This window comes from Actinoplanes italicus, from assembly GCF_003001815.1.
Classification (GTDB): Bacteria; Actinomycetota; Actinomycetes; order Mycobacteriales; family Micromonosporaceae; genus Actinoplanes; species Actinoplanes italicus.
In genome coordinates this window covers 518,970-532,289 of record NZ_PVMZ01000002.1, presented here as the reverse complement: position 1 = coordinate 532,289, position 13,320 = coordinate 518,970, and the positions used below count along the sequence as shown (strand labels likewise).

10 protein-coding genes and 1 tRNA gene are annotated in these 13,320 nt (G+C 69.9%); 6 read left to right on the top strand and 5 right to left on the bottom strand.

Annotation, left to right across the window (positions count from 1 at the left end):
- Positions 1-30: 30 nt before the first annotated feature.
- Genes CLV67_RS06455 through argS form a run of 3 tightly spaced genes read right to left on the bottom strand, consistent with a single transcriptional unit; the run spans position 31 to position 4,391 of the window.
- Positions 31-1,344 (bottom strand): homoserine dehydrogenase, encoded by a 1,314-nt coding sequence (locus CLV67_RS06455; RefSeq protein ID WP_106316204.1) that lies wholly within the window; start codon positions 1,342-1,344, stop codon positions 31-33.
- On the bottom strand, positions 1,341-2,726 hold the full coding sequence (gene lysA / locus CLV67_RS06450; protein WP_106316203.1) for a diaminopimelate decarboxylase: 1,386 nt from the start codon (positions 2,724-2,726) through the stop codon (positions 1,341-1,343). Before lysA ends, CLV67_RS06455 begins: the two co-directional genes overlap by 4 nt.
- Positions 2,727-2,729: 3 nt before the next feature.
- Entirely contained in the window at positions 2,730-4,391 is a 1,662-nt protein-coding gene (gene argS / locus CLV67_RS06445) for an arginine--tRNA ligase (RefSeq protein WP_106316202.1), read from the bottom strand.
- 87 nt (positions 4,392-4,478) lie between these two features.
- Between argS and CLV67_RS06440 the strand changes: the two genes are divergently transcribed.
- The 3 genes from CLV67_RS06440 to CLV67_RS06430 all read left to right on the top strand — a co-directional run bounded on the left by CLV67_RS06440 (position 4,479) and on the right by CLV67_RS06430 (position 6,198).
- Positions 4,479-5,273: a thioredoxin-like domain-containing protein gene (locus CLV67_RS06440; RefSeq protein ID WP_106316201.1), complete on the top strand. Its 795-nt coding sequence runs from the start codon at positions 4,479-4,481 to the stop codon at positions 5,271-5,273.
- A 22-nt stretch (positions 5,274-5,295) separates the two neighbouring features.
- Positions 5,296-5,946 (top strand): DUF305 domain-containing protein, encoded by a 651-nt coding sequence (locus CLV67_RS06435; protein WP_106316200.1) that lies wholly within the window; start codon positions 5,296-5,298, stop codon positions 5,944-5,946.
- A gap of 180 nt (positions 5,947-6,126) precedes the next feature.
- A tRNA-Arg gene (locus tag CLV67_RS06430) sits at positions 6,127-6,198 on the top strand.
- A 1,022-nt stretch (positions 6,199-7,220) separates the two neighbouring features.
- Here the strand turns inward: CLV67_RS06430 and CLV67_RS06425 are convergent.
- Both CLV67_RS06425 and CLV67_RS06420 read right to left on the bottom strand, forming a co-directional pair.
- Positions 7,221-8,933 carry a capsular polysaccharide synthesis protein gene (locus tag CLV67_RS06425; protein WP_106316199.1) on the bottom strand — a complete coding sequence of 571 codons (1,713 nt, stop codon included), beginning with the start codon at positions 8,931-8,933 and terminating at the stop codon, positions 7,221-7,223.
- Between the two features lie 77 nt (positions 8,934-9,010).
- Complete coding sequence (locus CLV67_RS06420) at positions 9,011-10,534, bottom strand: serine/threonine-protein kinase (RefSeq protein WP_239166003.1); 1,524 nt, start codon at positions 10,532-10,534, stop codon at positions 9,011-9,013.
- 132 nt (positions 10,535-10,666) lie between these two features.
- On the opposite strand from CLV67_RS06420, the gene CLV67_RS06415 reads away from it, so the two are divergent.
- The 3 genes from CLV67_RS06415 to CLV67_RS06405 are packed head-to-tail and all read left to right on the top strand — an operon-like array spanning position 10,667 to position 13,295.
- Positions 10,667-11,125: a hypothetical protein gene (locus tag CLV67_RS06415; RefSeq protein ID WP_106316197.1), complete on the top strand. Its 459-nt coding sequence runs from the start codon at positions 10,667-10,669 to the stop codon at positions 11,123-11,125.
- Between the two features lie 42 nt (positions 11,126-11,167).
- Positions 11,168-11,764: a TetR/AcrR family transcriptional regulator gene (locus CLV67_RS06410; RefSeq protein WP_146168996.1), complete on the top strand. Its 597-nt coding sequence runs from the start codon at positions 11,168-11,170 to the stop codon at positions 11,762-11,764.
- Positions 11,745-13,295 (top strand): MDR family MFS transporter, encoded by a 1,551-nt coding sequence (locus tag CLV67_RS06405; protein ID WP_106316195.1) that lies wholly within the window; start codon positions 11,745-11,747, stop codon positions 13,293-13,295. The genes CLV67_RS06410 and CLV67_RS06405 overlap by 20 nt, the downstream gene beginning before the upstream one ends.
- Positions 13,296-13,320 lie beyond the last annotated feature (25 nt).

The following is a 13,320-nucleotide window of genomic DNA, read 5'->3' as shown; positions in this document are numbered from 1 at the left end:
GACCGGATGACCAATATTTAGGACGCGGGCCTAGCCGGCCCCGCCCTCGACGCGCAGCACACTTGCGATGGAACGGACGATGTCCAGTCGCGACAACGCCTCGACGGTAGCGGCCAGTGCCGAGTCCGGCGCGCTGTGGGTGACGATGACCAGCTTCGCGTCGTCCGCGCGACCCGACTGACGGACCGTCGCGATCGACACCTCGTGGTGGGCGAACACCCCGGCCACGGTGGCCAGCACGCCCGGCTTCTCGGCCACGTCGAGACTGATGTGGTACCTCGTCAGCGACTCACCGATCGGGCGGACCGGCAGCTGGGCGTAATTGCTCTCGCTCGGCGCCCGGGTGCCGGTGAGCTTGTTGCGGGCCGCCGCGACGATGTCGCCGAGCACCGCGCTGGCGGTCGGGCGGCCACCGGCGCCCCGGCCGTAGAACATCAGCGGACCGGCCGCCTCGGCCTCGACGAACACCGCGTTGAACGCGTCGCCGACGCTCGCCAGCGGGTGGGTCAGCGGGATCATCGCCGGGTGCACGCGGACGCTGACCGCGCTGCCCCCCGCGGGATCGCTCGTGCGCTGCGCGATGCAGAGCAGCTTGATCGTGCAGCCCATCTCCTTGGCGCTGGCCATGTCGCCGGCGGTCACGCCGGTCATGCCCTCACGGAACACGTCGGCGGCGGTGACCCGGGTGTGGAACGCCAGCGAGGCGAGGATGGCGGCCTTCGCGGCGGCGTCGAAGCCCTCCACGTCGGCCGTGGGGTCGGCTTCCGCGTACCCCAGCTCGGTCGCCTCCTCCAAGGCCTCGTTGAAGCCCGCGCCGGTCGCCGCCATCGAGGAGAGGATGAAGTTGGTGGTGCCGTTCACGATGCCGGTGACCGCCGTGACGCGGTCGCCGTGCAGCGACTCGCGCAGCGGCCGCAGCAGCGGGATCGCGCCGGCGACCGAGGCCTCGTAGTAGAGGTCGGCACCGCCCTCGGCCGCGGCGTCGTGCAGGGTGCCGCCGTCCTCGGCGAGCAGCGCCTTGTTGGCGGTGACCACGCTCTTGCCTGCCCGCAGCGCCTCGGTCAGCCAGGTCCTGGCGGGCTCGATCCCGCCGACGACCTCGATCACCACGTCCACGTCGTCCCGCTTGACCAGACCCAGCGCGTCCGTGGTGAACAGCGACGGGTCGACCGGCAGGTCGCCGCGCTCGCGGCCCATGCGCCGCACAGCGATACCGACGAGCTCGAGGGGGGCGCCGATCCGGGCGGTCAGGTCCTCGGCCTGCTCGTGCAGCAGACGGACCACTTCAGTACCGACGGTGCCGCAGCCGAGCAGGGCCAGCCGGACCGATTTCGCTGAGCTCATCCAACATCCAATGCAAGCAGGTCGTCCTCGGTCTCCCGGCGCACGATCACGCGGGCGGCGCCGTCGCGGACCGCCACCACCGGTGGCCGAGGAACGTGGTTGTAGTTGCTGGCCATGCTGCGGCAATACGCCCCCGTGCCGGGCACGGCGATAAGATCTCCGGGCTGCACGTCGCTGGGCAGGAATTCATCCTTCACGACGATGTCCCCGGACTCACAATGTTTTCCCACCACTCGGGCGAGCATCGGCTCCGCGTCGCTACGCCGGTTCGCCATGGTCGCCGAGTAGGAGGCGTCGTAAAGGGCGGTGCGGATGTTGTCGCTCATCCCGCCGTCGACGCTCACGTAGGTGCGGATGCCGTCGACGTCCTTGACGGTCCCGACCTCGTACAGCGTGAAGACCGACGGGCCGACGATGGCCCGGCCCGGCTCGATCGAGAGGTGCGGCTTGCGCAGCGAGGCCAGCTCGCACTCCGACTCGACGATCTTGTTGATCCGCTTGGCCAGATCACCGGGCGTCGACGGGTCGTCCTGGGTGGTGTACGCGATGCCGAAACCACCGCCGAGGTCGAGCTCCGGCAGCTCCACCCCGCGGGCGTCACGGATCTGCGCCTGCAGCTCCAGGATGCGCCGGGCGGCCACCTCGAACCCGCTCGTGTCGAAGATCTGCGAGCCGATGTGCGAGTGCAGGCCGCGCAGGTCGAGCACGCCCTCGTCGATGATCTGCGCCGCGGCCGCGAACGCCGCCCCGCCGGCCAGCGAGAACCCGAACTTCTGGTCCTCGTGCGCGGTCGCGATGAACTCGTGGGTGTGAGCCTCGACACCCACCGTGACACGGACCAGCACACCGGGCCGCTTGTTCAGCTCGGTGGCGAGCGCGGTCAGCCGGGCGATCTCGTGGAACGAGTCGACGATGATCCGGCCGACCCCGGCCTCCAGCGCCCGGCGCAGCTCGCTCTCGGATTTGTTGTTGCCGTGGAACCCGATCCGCTCGGGCGGGAACCCGGCCGCGAGTGCCACCGCCAGCTCGCCGCCGGAGCAGACGTCGAGGAAGAGCCCCTCCTCGTCGATCACCCGGACGACGGCCTTGCAGATGAACGACTTGCCGGCGTAGTAGACGTCGGCCTCGCCGAACGCGGCCGCGAAGTCCCGGCACCGGGCACGCAGGTCGTCCTCGTCGAGCAGGTAGGCGGGTGTGCCGTAGTCGGCCGCCAGGTCGGCGACGCTCACGCCACCGATCTCGAGACTTCCGGATTCGGTACGGACCACGGTCCGCGGCCACAGCTGCGGCACCAGGGCGTTGACGTCCTCGGGGTTGCGGAGCCAGGCCGGCCCGCGGCTGCCGAGGTCGCCGTGCAGGGCCCCGGCCTCGTGTGCGCGCATGATTTACATCCTCTCCGGAGCGGAGACCCCGAGGAGGTCCAAACCGTTCGCGAGCACCGTTCGGGTGGCCTCGACCAGCCAGAGCCGCGACTGCGCGAACTCGGAGACCGGTTCGTCGCCCTTCGGCAGCACCTGGCACGCGTCGTAGAAGCGGTGGTAGTCGGTGGCCACCCGCTCCTCGAGGTACACCGCGATCCGGTGCGGCTCGCGCAGCTCGGCGGCGGTGGCGACCACCTCCGGGAACTGGTTCAGCGTCTTGAGCAGGTTCTTCTCACGCTCGTGGGAGAGCAGCGCGGGATCGTAGTCGTCACCGCGGCTGATCTTCTTGTCCTCGGCGTTGCGCAGCAGCGAGCAGATCCGCGCGTGGGCGTACTGCACGTAGAAGACCGGATTGTCGCTCGAGTTCTTGGTGATCTCCTCGATGTCCAGCGTCAGCGTGGAGTCGGTCGAGGAGCGGGCCAGCGAGTACCGGGCGGCGTCCGAGCCGACCGCCTCGACCAGCTCGTCCAGCGTGATGATGTTGCCGGCCCGCTTCGACAGCCGCACCGGCTGCCCGCCGCGGACCAGGTTGACCAGCTGTCCGATCAGGATCTCGATGTTCTCCGCCGGGTCGTCGCCGGCGCACGCCGCGATCGCCTTGAGCCGGCCGATGTAGCCGTGGTGGTCGGCGCCGAGCAGGTAGATGCAGCGGTCGAAACCGCGCTCCCGCTTGTTGATGTAATACGCCGCGTCGGCCGCGAAGTAGGTCTTCTCACCGTTCGACCGGATCAGCACCCGGTCCTTGTCGTCGGTGAAGTCGGTGGTCCGCAGCCAGATCGCGCCGCCGTCCTCGAAGATGTGCCCCTGCTTGCGCAGCTCCTCGATGGCGTGCTCGACCGCGCCGCCGTTGTGCAGCGTCTGCTCGGAGAACCAGACGTCGAAGTGCACGCCGAAGCGCTCCAGGCTCTCCCGGATCTCCTTCAGCATCAGCTCGTAACCGCGGGCCAGGAAGATCGGCAGGGCGGTCTCGGCGGGCTGTCCGACCAGGCCGGGGTCGGCGTCGGTGATCACCTTGGCGATCTCGGTGATGTAGTCGCCGACGTAGCCGTCCTCCGGGGTGGGCTCGCCGTTGGCGGCCGCGAACAGCGAGCGGGCGAAGCGGTCCACCTGGGCGCCCGCGTCGTTGATGTAGTACTCACTGCTCACCTCGGCTCCGGCGGCCGACAGCACCCGGCGCAGCGAGTCGCCGACGGCGGCCCAGCGGGTGTGGCCCAGGTGGATCGGGCCGGTCGGGTTCGCCGAGACGAACTCGAGGTTCACCTTCTGCCCGGCCAGGGCGGTGTTCCGGCCGTAGGCTGGGCCTGCCTCGACCACCAGTTTGGCGATCGCGCCGGTCGCGGCCGCGTCCAACCGGATGTTCAGGAAGCCCGGGCCGGCGATCTCCACCGACTTGATCCCGTCCCGGCCGGCGAGTTCCTCGGCGAGCGCCGTGGCGAGCTCGCGCGGCGCGACACCGGCCTTCTTGCCCAGTTGCAGTGCGAGGTTCGAGGCGTAGTCGCCGTGCTCGGGGTTGCGCGGCCGCTCCACCGTCGTCGCGGCGGGCAGCAGCGTGACGTCGAGTCCGCGCGTCTCGAATACGGCACGAGCGGCTGAGAGAACGGTGTCAGCAAGGTTGGCGGGAGTCACCCGGCCATGCTATCGGGGGTAGACTTCGGCGTTCGGCGGCCACCCGCGCCCCGCCCCTTCCCTCTGCTGACGAATCGACGAGGCACGATGAGTATCAGTTCCCCGGGTCCCGACCGGGTTCCGTCCACCGTCAAGGTCGACAAGACCACCGGCCAGGGCAAGCCCCCCGCGGGCAAGTCCGGCGCCAACCGTCCGGGTGGCACCCGGCCCGCCGGAAAGGGCGGAAAGGGCGGCAAGGGTCGCAAACCGGTCACCCCGGTCAAGGTAGCCGGGAGCCGCCCCTGGGGCCCGATCCTTGTCGCCGGCGCCGTCGTGCTCATCGCGGTCGGCATCATCGGCTGGGGTGTCGTCGCCGCGATGCAGTCCGACAAGGAGAAAGCGACGCCGTGGGAGGAACGCGCCAACGCGATCTCCGGCATCGTCAACTACCGGAACGACCCGGACAAGACGCTCACCGCGCGGGACCACAAGACCGGCCCGCTGACCTACAAGCTGACCCCGCCGGTCGGTGGCGCGCACAACGCCCGCTGGCAGAACTGCATGGGTGACGTCTACAACGCCCCGGTCGCCAACGAGCACGCCGTGCACAGCCTGGAGCACGGTGCCGTCTGGGTCGCCTACAAGCCCGGCCTCGCCGCCGACCAGATCACCGCGCTCGAGTCGAAGGTGAAGGGCAAGCCGTTCACCATGATGAGCCCGGTCGAGGGCCTGACCGAGAACATCTCGCTCCAGGCGTGGGGTTACCAGCTCAAGGTCGCCACGGCCGACGACCCCCGCATCGACGACTTCATCCGGGCCCTGAGCCAGAACGCGACGATCGAGCCGGGTATCCCCTGCTCCGGTGGCCTGACCCAGACCGGCACCACGCCGCTCGACGGCTAGGCGGGAACGAGTGCGATCGACCATGTCGACCGATGAGGCCGTAGAACTCGACGCGCCGGACCACCGGCGCGCCGGCCTGGCCCTGCGGGTGCTGCTGGCGGTACTGATCCTCCTCGTGGGCGCGGGGGCCGGACTGGCGGCGGGACTGGCCATAGCGTCCCCCGACCACCCGGCCGACGACTCGCCGGAGGCGGGCTTCCTGCGCGACATGGCGGCCCACCACGCCCAGGCCGTCGACATGGGCACGATCGCGTACGCGAAGGCCACGAACGCCGAGGTCCGCTCAATGGGCCTGGACACCGCACTCACCCAGCACGGCCAGGTCAACATCATGCAGACCTGGCTGGGTGAGTGGGGCCTCAACCTGAACGGCACCCAGCCCCCCATGGCCTGGATGCCCGACGGTCAGGCCTCGATGCAGAACGGCCTCATGCCGGGCATGGCCACCCAGCAGCAGATGGAGGAATTGCGTCAGGCCCAGGGCAAGCAGGTGGACATCCTCTACCTGACGCTGATGCGCCAGCACCACCTCGGTGGCATCCACATGGCGCAGGAGATTCTCGAGATGTCGGACAACGAGAATGTGACCGGCATCGCGAAAAACATCATGGAATCGCAGCAGTACGAGATCACCGCGATGACGGATCTGCTCGCCCAGGTGCAGGCCGCCTGACCGATCCGCTCGCCCGGATGCAGACTTCCTGAGCGAGCCGCAGACCGAAGCGGCGGGCCCGGCGACCGATGGTTGCCGGGCCCGTTCGTCACTGGAATCTCGCCCTCACCTGCGGCTGCGGCTCGCCGTCATACCCGTTGGCCCCGCCGTGGAGGCACCTGCTAGGCTTCTAACCACTGAGCCCCCGTAGCTCAGGGGATAGAGCGTCGCCCTCCGGAGGCGAAAGCGCAGGTTCGAATCCTGCCGGGGGCACAAGCTTTGGTAGCGCCCTGTCCGCGGAATGCTCGGACTTGGGCGCTTTTCTTTTTACTTGCCTGGGGGCCGAGCCCCCAGACCCCGCGTTACTGGCTCCGCGTTTGCGGGTTCCTTGCGGTTGGTCGTCGGCTTAATTGCATTTGCTCGTACGTTTTCAGGTGCGCTTTTTCGCCATTGTGGCGTCCACGGCAGACCCGCTGCGTGGAGACCCGCTGCGTAGAGACCCGCTGCGTAGAGACCCGCTGCGTGGAGACCAGTGGCCCGGTCCGAGCCACACCTCACCACGCACGGCCGGCCGCCCACCAACGTGGTGACCCACGCCCACCCACGGACCACACCTCACCACGCACACGCCGACCTCCTGGCAGCGTGGTGACCTACGCCCACCCACGGACCGCAACTCACCACGCACGGCCAGTCGCCCACCAACGTGGCCACCCACGCCCAGCCACAGACCGCAGATCACCACGCACACGCCAGCCGCCCCGCGATGGGGTGACCCACGCCCCCGGCGCCCACCCGCGGACCGCAACTCACCACGCACCAGGGCCGCCTGCCAGCGTGGTGACCTACGCCCACCCGCGGACCGCAACTCACCACGCATGGCCAGCCCGCCCGCCAACGTGACTACCCACGCCCACCCGCGGACCGCAACTCACCACGCATGGCCAGCCCGCCCACCAACGTGACTACCCACGCCCACCCGCGGACCGCAACTCACCACGCACGGCCAGCCCGCCCACCAACGTGACCACCCACGCCCAGCCACGGACCGCAACTCACCACGCACGGCCAGCCAGCCCGCCCACCAACGTGACCACCCACGCCCAGCCACGGACCGCAACTCACCACGCACGGCCAGCCGGCCGCCTGACAGCGTGGTGACCTACGCCCACCCGCGATAACCCACCCGCGAACCGCAACTCGCCACGCGAGGTGCGGGGGCGGGGGCGGGGGCGGGCGGTGGTGGGCTGGTTGGGAGTTGCCCTGTGAGGCCCGCGTGGGCGCGGAGCCGGCCGTCAGTAGTCGCGGCGAATGATGCGGGACAGGTAGGACTCGCTGTTCGGGGCTTCGTTGAGGGCGTGGTGACGGAGTTTGTGGACGAACGCGCTCTCCATGATCGTCTGGAACATCTCCGGCTCGTACGGCTTGAGCAGCACCGACTGCAGGGCGTGCGGCGGTGTCGCGTTGAGCCGCAGGCCGGCGTCCCACTCGGCGCGGAAACGGTCGTCGAGCCGGTGCAGCATCTCGAAGATGTGGTGGTGCAGGAGGAGGTCGACGATCTCGCCGCGCTTCTCCCACCACAGGAACGACGCGGCCCGCCACAGGTGCATGACGTAGCTGTCGGGGCGGCTCGCCAGGAACCAGTTGACCAGGTACGGGCCGGTGTAGTTGAAGGCGAACACGCTGCCCTTGGCCAGCGCCCGGTCGACGTGTGGGCGCAGCGGCTCGGTGACCAGGCAGGTGGCGTCCAGCCAGACACCGCCGAACTTCTCCAGCAGCAGCATCCGCAGCAGATCCGAGAAGTGGTAGTGGTCGCCCGCCAGGGAGGCCACCAGATCCTCCGGAACGTCGACGTAGTCGCCGATGCCGTCCAGCGACAACTCGTGCACGCGGGAATCCGGGTTGTTCGCCTTGAGCGCGGCCAGGCAGGCCCGTACGACCGGCGGCGCGGAGTCGAAGCCCTGCGCCCAGTAGACGAAGATCGGCTGGTCGAAGGTGCTGTCCACGGGCCGGGCAAGGCGCTGTTCTGCCTGGGTGCGGATCTGTGTCAGGTGTTCGGCGAGGAAGATTCCCACCTCGCGGCGGGCGCCGAAGGACGTCACGTCGGAGTCGAGCAGGGCCGGCCCGTCGAACGGCAGTTTGGTGTCGTACACCAGGGCCGCGGCCGAGGCCCTGCGACTGTCGTCGCGGCGCTTGAGCCGGTCGTAGGCCAGTGCCAGGGCGTACCCACGCTCGAACGCCTCCGGCCGTTTCGCCGCGGCGCCGCGCAGCAGCTGCTCGGCGGCGGACCAGCGCTGTTCGGTGAGCGCGATCCGGCCCAGTTCCCAGGCGGCGTCGCCGTCGGGGTCGCCGGCCTTGACCACCTGCCGCAGCGCGGTTACGGCCACCGGGAGGTCACCCGCGGCGAGAGCGGCCCGCGCGGCCGCCAGAGGGTCGTCGCCGTCGGGAATGACGGTCACATCGGGCGCGACGACGGCGGTGAGCGAGTAGTCGTACCAGATGGTGGTGCCCTCGCCCGAATGAAGCCGGACCAGGGCGTCGCGGGCGCCCGCCGGGACCGTGAAGGTCAGGCTGATCCGGTGGTGGCCGTATTCGTTGCGGGCCGGCATCGACCGGACCGACGGGCGGTCGGCGGGCTCGTCGGCGACCCACTCCGGGACGATCCGCAGGGTCGGCACGCTCAGCGGCTCGGCCAGGAAGATCGAGACGTCCGCACGGTAGGTGACACCGGGCGCCAGCGGCTGAATGGGCGGAGCGATCCCGGTGTCACCGCCGGAGACGGTCACGCCGAGGCCGTACACCCCGGCTCGGCCCGGCACCTCGACCCGCTCGGCCGTGACGGTCGCGGGCATGTCGACGTTCTCCGGGCCGTCCCGGAACCCGGGGTCGGCGGCCAGTTCACCGCCGGCCGGCTGAAGCGGCTCGGGTTGGGGCTGCGGCGTCTGCGGGGTACGGCGGAGCGCACCCCTGAAACGGGCGAGCCAATCGTCAGGTGCGTTCGCCGTCATCGATGTCCCTTCGCAGCGTGCCGCCGCAGTTTAGTCGGACATCCGACGCGCCCGGGCATCGAGCGGACGGACCGTCGCTACAGCGGGAGGACCACGGCGGACGGACGGCCGCCCACGCAGGTCACGGTCATCCGGTAGCGCGCGAGGGCACCGGCGAACACCACCACCGCGGTGAGCGCCGGGCCCGGGTCGGCCCGCTCCACGACGAAACCGGGGCGTGGATCCCAGTCCAGCAGTTCGGTCCCGGCGGTCACGCAGCGAGCCAGGACCGTCCCGCCCGCCGACTCCAGCAGGGTGCCTCGCGGTGGTGCCGCCGAGCCGGACGGCGGGACGGAGACGGTCACGCTGGGTTGCGGTGCACCGCCGGAGGCCGACGCCGATCCGGCAGGTGCGAGCGGCGCGCCGGGCCAGACGTTTCCGGAGTCCGAGCTGATCGCGGGGACGCGTTCGGGGCGGCTCGTGGCCTCCGCGGGGCGGTCGGCCCCCGGTCCGGGCACACTTCTGGTCACCTTCGGTGACGTTGCGGGCGGGGCGGCGAGGTCACCGGGCGCGTCACCGTCTCCCGAGGTCAAAGACAACGGCAGGGCGATGAGCAGGGTTGCCGCGACGGCTCCGGCCAGCAGCCGGGACTTCTTCCATCTATTCGGTACGGCTACGCGTGCCGGAATCACGCCGGGTGCGGCAGGCCGCCACCCTGGAGCGGGACCGGTCACCGGCAGGGTCTCCTCGTCGTAGCCGCCGGATCCGGGTGCTTCCGGCCGTACCAGATCAGGTTTGGTCATGCCCGCAGCCTCGGCGGCGTCGCCCAGCAGGCCCGCCACCTCCGCCGCGTCCGGCCGCTCTCCCGGGTCCTTGTCCAGGCAGCGGGTGACCAGATCGATGATCTCGCCGGGCACTCCGGGTAGATCGGGCAGCGGATTCGGCTCCTGGTAGACGTGCGCCGAGAGCATCTGGGTGGTGGTCTCCACGCTCCACGGCGCCGTCCCGGCCAGCAGGCGGTAGAGCAGCACGCCGAGCGCGTAGACGTCGGAGGCCGGTTCGATGGCACCGCCGGTGAGCCGTTCCGGCGCGAGGTAGGCAGGGGTGCCGAGCAGGGCGTCCTCGGGTGAGGCGGGCCCGGCGACGGCGGCGATGCCGAAGTCGACGACCTTGGCGCCACCCCCGGTGACCATGATGTTGGCGAGTTTGATGTCGCGGTGCACGAGTCCGTCGGCGTGCGCGACGGCCAGTGCCGTGGCGACCTCGCCGCAGATCCGGAAAATCGTGCGCGGTGGGATCCGGCCACGGGAGATCCGTTGCTGGAGCGTCGGCCCATTGATCAATTCCATGACCACGTACGGGACCGGCCGCCCATTCTCGTCGGATTCCCCGAAGTCGTAGATCTGCGCGATGTTCGGATGCGACAGGGTGGCCGCCGACCTCGCCTCGTGCAGGATCCGGGCCCGGAACCGGTCGTCGCCGGCGAAGCGACCGGCCAGTACCTTCACCGCGACCGGGCGATTCAGCACCTCGTCCAGGGCACGCCAGACCACCGCCATGCCGCCACGGCCGAGTTCGTTCTCCAGCCGGTACCTTCCGCCGAGTTTCCGCTCCGCATCCACTCGACGCAGTTTGCCGAAATGCTCGCCGATTCGCACATCCGAACACCACTCCAATGCCATTCACGTTTCACATTCACATTCCATTCCGGGGCGATCTCGCCGGCTCGAGGCGACGGGCTTAGGGTCGCCACCATGACCGAGAACCGACGGCACCTGCCCGCACCGGCCCGCCCGATCGCCGCCGCGGCCACCGACGCGGTCACCGCGGTCCGTGCCGCGGACGCCGAGGCCCTCGACGAGGCGGCCGGCCGCCTGGCCGCCCTCGACCCGGCGCAGACCGGCCTGGTGCTGGGCACGACCGTCCGGCTGCTGCTGGAGGACGGCCACCCGGACGGGCTGGGTGCGGACGACGTGCGCACCGCCCTGGCGAGTGCGGTCCGGTCGTGGCCGGATGCCGATCCGCAGGTGGTGCTCTGGTTGCTGGCCGGAGCGCTGGGTGTGCTCGAGGAGGACGGCTCGCCCGCTCCGAAACCGGACGCGCTCGCACGTAACGCCGCCGTGCTGCTGGCCGATCTGCTCGTGGATCGCCCGATCGAGCCCTGGTGGACGGCCGCGCTCGCCGAGATCGAGCGGTCCCAGCTCAACGACTAAATCTTTTTGCAGAAACTGCAAGTTTGGTTCTAACCTCTCCGGGTGCACCCGGAGACCGAACCCATGCCCGGCCGGCGGGAGATCAAGCGCAGGCAGACCCGCCTGGCCCTGATCACCGCCGCGCTACGCCTCGCCGACGAGCGCGGCGTGGACCGGGTGACCACCGAGGAGATCAGCGCGGCCGCCGAGGTCTCGCCGCGCACGTTCTTCAACTATTTCGCCACCAAGGAGCACGCCCTCGTCGGCGACCCGCTGGAGGACTGTCCCGCCCCCGTCCTCAAGCCGCTGCCGCTGCTGGACGCGCTGCTCGACGCGCTGGCGCCGGCCTTCGAGCAGATCCAGGGCGATCGCGACCTCTGGCTGCTCCGGATGCGGGTGATTTCGGCCAACCCGCAGCTGCTCCCGCTGCTCATCGCCGCGGCCGCCTCCGCCGAGCAGCGACTGGCACAGGCGATCGCCGACCAGACCGGCCTCGCCCCGGACCATCCCCGCCCGCAGGTCGCCGCCGCGGTGGCCAACGCGGCCGTCCGGGTCGCCGTCGTGCGCTGGGCCGAATCCGGTGACTCCCGCCCGCTGATCGAACACGTCCGTGAAGCCTTCCACCATCTGAAAGAAGTCGATGACAGCCGTAGAACCTGACATAGCCGAGACCAGCGGCCGGATGTCCCACCGCGAGGTGGTGCAGGCCCTGTCCGGCCTGATGCTCGGCATGTTCGTGAGCATCCTGGCCTCCACCGTGGTCGCCAACGCACTGCCCCGGATCATCGCCGACCTGAACGGCAGCCAGTCCGTCTACACGTGGATCGTCACCACCGAGCTGCTCGCCATGACGGCCACCGTCCCGCTCTGGGGCAAGATGGCCGACCTCTACAGCAAGAAGCTGCTGATCCAGCTCTCGCTCGGCCTGTTCGTCATCGGCTCGCTGATCGCCGGCTTCACCCCGAACGTCGAGGTGCTTCTGGTCAGCCGGATCATCCAGGGCGTCGGAGCGGGCGGCATGACCGCGCTCGCGATGATCGTGATGGCCGCCATGATCCCGCCGCGCGAACTGGGCCGCTACTCCGGCATGTTCGGCGCGGTCTTCGGCGTCGCCACCATCGCCGGCCCGCTGATCGGTGGCGTCCTGGTGGACACCTCGTGGCTCGGCTGGCGCTGGTGCTTCCTGATCGGCGTGCCGTTCAGCCTGATCGCCATCGCGCTGCTGCAGAAGACGCTGCACCTGCCGGTGGTCCGCAAGCAGGTCAGCATCGACTGGCTGGGCGCGCTGCTGATCACCGGTGGCGTCAGCACCCTGCTGATCTGGTCGACCCTGGCCGGCGACAAGTTCGACTGGGCCTCCTGGCAGACCGCCGCACTGGTCACCGGTGGTGTGGTGGTCCTGGCTCTGGCCGTCCTGGTCGAGTCGAAGGCCAAGGAGCCGATCATCCCGCTCGGCATCTTCCGGCACCGCACGGTCACCCTCGCCATCGTCGCGAGCGTGCTGGTCGGCGTCGCAATGTTCGGCGGGACCGTCTTCCTGTCGCAGTACTTCCAGGTCTCGCTCGGCAAGACGCCGACCGTCGCAGGCCTGATGGGGCTCCCGATGGTCTTCGGTCTGCTGATCTCCTCGACCGTGGCAGGCGCGCTGATCACCAAATTCGGTAAGTGGAAGGCGTACCTGGTGTCCGGCGCGATCGTGATGACCGTCGGCATGCTGCTGCTCAGCACGATCGACGCGCACACCGGTGTGCCGGTCATCTCGGTGTACATGGCCGTGCTCGGCGTCGGCGTCGGCCTGCTCATGCAGAACCTGGTGCTGGCCGCACAGAACGACGTGCCCGCGGCTGAACTCGGTGCCACCACCTCGGCGCTGACGTTCTTCCGCAGCATGGGCGGTTCGATCGGGGTCAGCGCGCTCGGCGCGGTGCTCACGCACCGGGTCACCACGCTGTTCACCGAGAAGTTCGGCGCCGCGGCCTCCGGTGGCGGCGAGGTCCCCGACCTGACGACATTGCCGCCGGAGGTGCTCGCCGTCATCAAGGAGATCTACGGTACGGCCACCGCCGACCTGTTCCTGGTCGGTGCGCCAATCGCGTTCCTGGCCGTGATCGCGGTCGTCTTCATCAAGGAGAAGCCGCTCTCCACCCTCTCCGGAGACGAACGCCTCAAGCAGGAGAGTGCCCTGCACTGACCCTCAGGGGACGGCTGGCCGATCG

Excerpts from the sequence above, each read along its gene's own strand:
- CLV67_RS06435 (WP_106316200.1), top strand. The coding sequence starts at position 5,296 with ATGTCGACCGATGAGGCCGTAGAACTCGACGCGCCGGACCACCGGCGC.
- CLV67_RS06455 (WP_106316204.1), bottom strand. The coding sequence starts at position 1,344 with ATGAGCTCAGCGAAATCGGTCCGGCTGGCCCTGCTCGGCTGCGGCACC.
- CLV67_RS06405 (WP_106316195.1), top strand. The coding sequence starts at position 11,745 with ATGACAGCCGTAGAACCTGACATAGCCGAGACCAGCGGCCGGATGTCC.
- CLV67_RS06425 (WP_106316199.1), bottom strand. The coding sequence starts at position 8,933 with ATGACGGCGAACGCACCTGACGATTGGCTCGCCCGTTTCAGGGGTGCG.
- CLV67_RS06440 (WP_106316201.1), top strand. The coding sequence starts at position 4,479 with ATGAGTATCAGTTCCCCGGGTCCCGACCGGGTTCCGTCCACCGTCAAG.
- lysA (WP_106316203.1), bottom strand. The coding sequence starts at position 2,726 with ATGCGCGCACACGAGGCCGGGGCCCTGCACGGCGACCTCGGCAGCCGC.
- CLV67_RS06415 (WP_106316197.1), top strand. The coding sequence starts at position 10,667 with ATGACCGAGAACCGACGGCACCTGCCCGCACCGGCCCGCCCGATCGCC.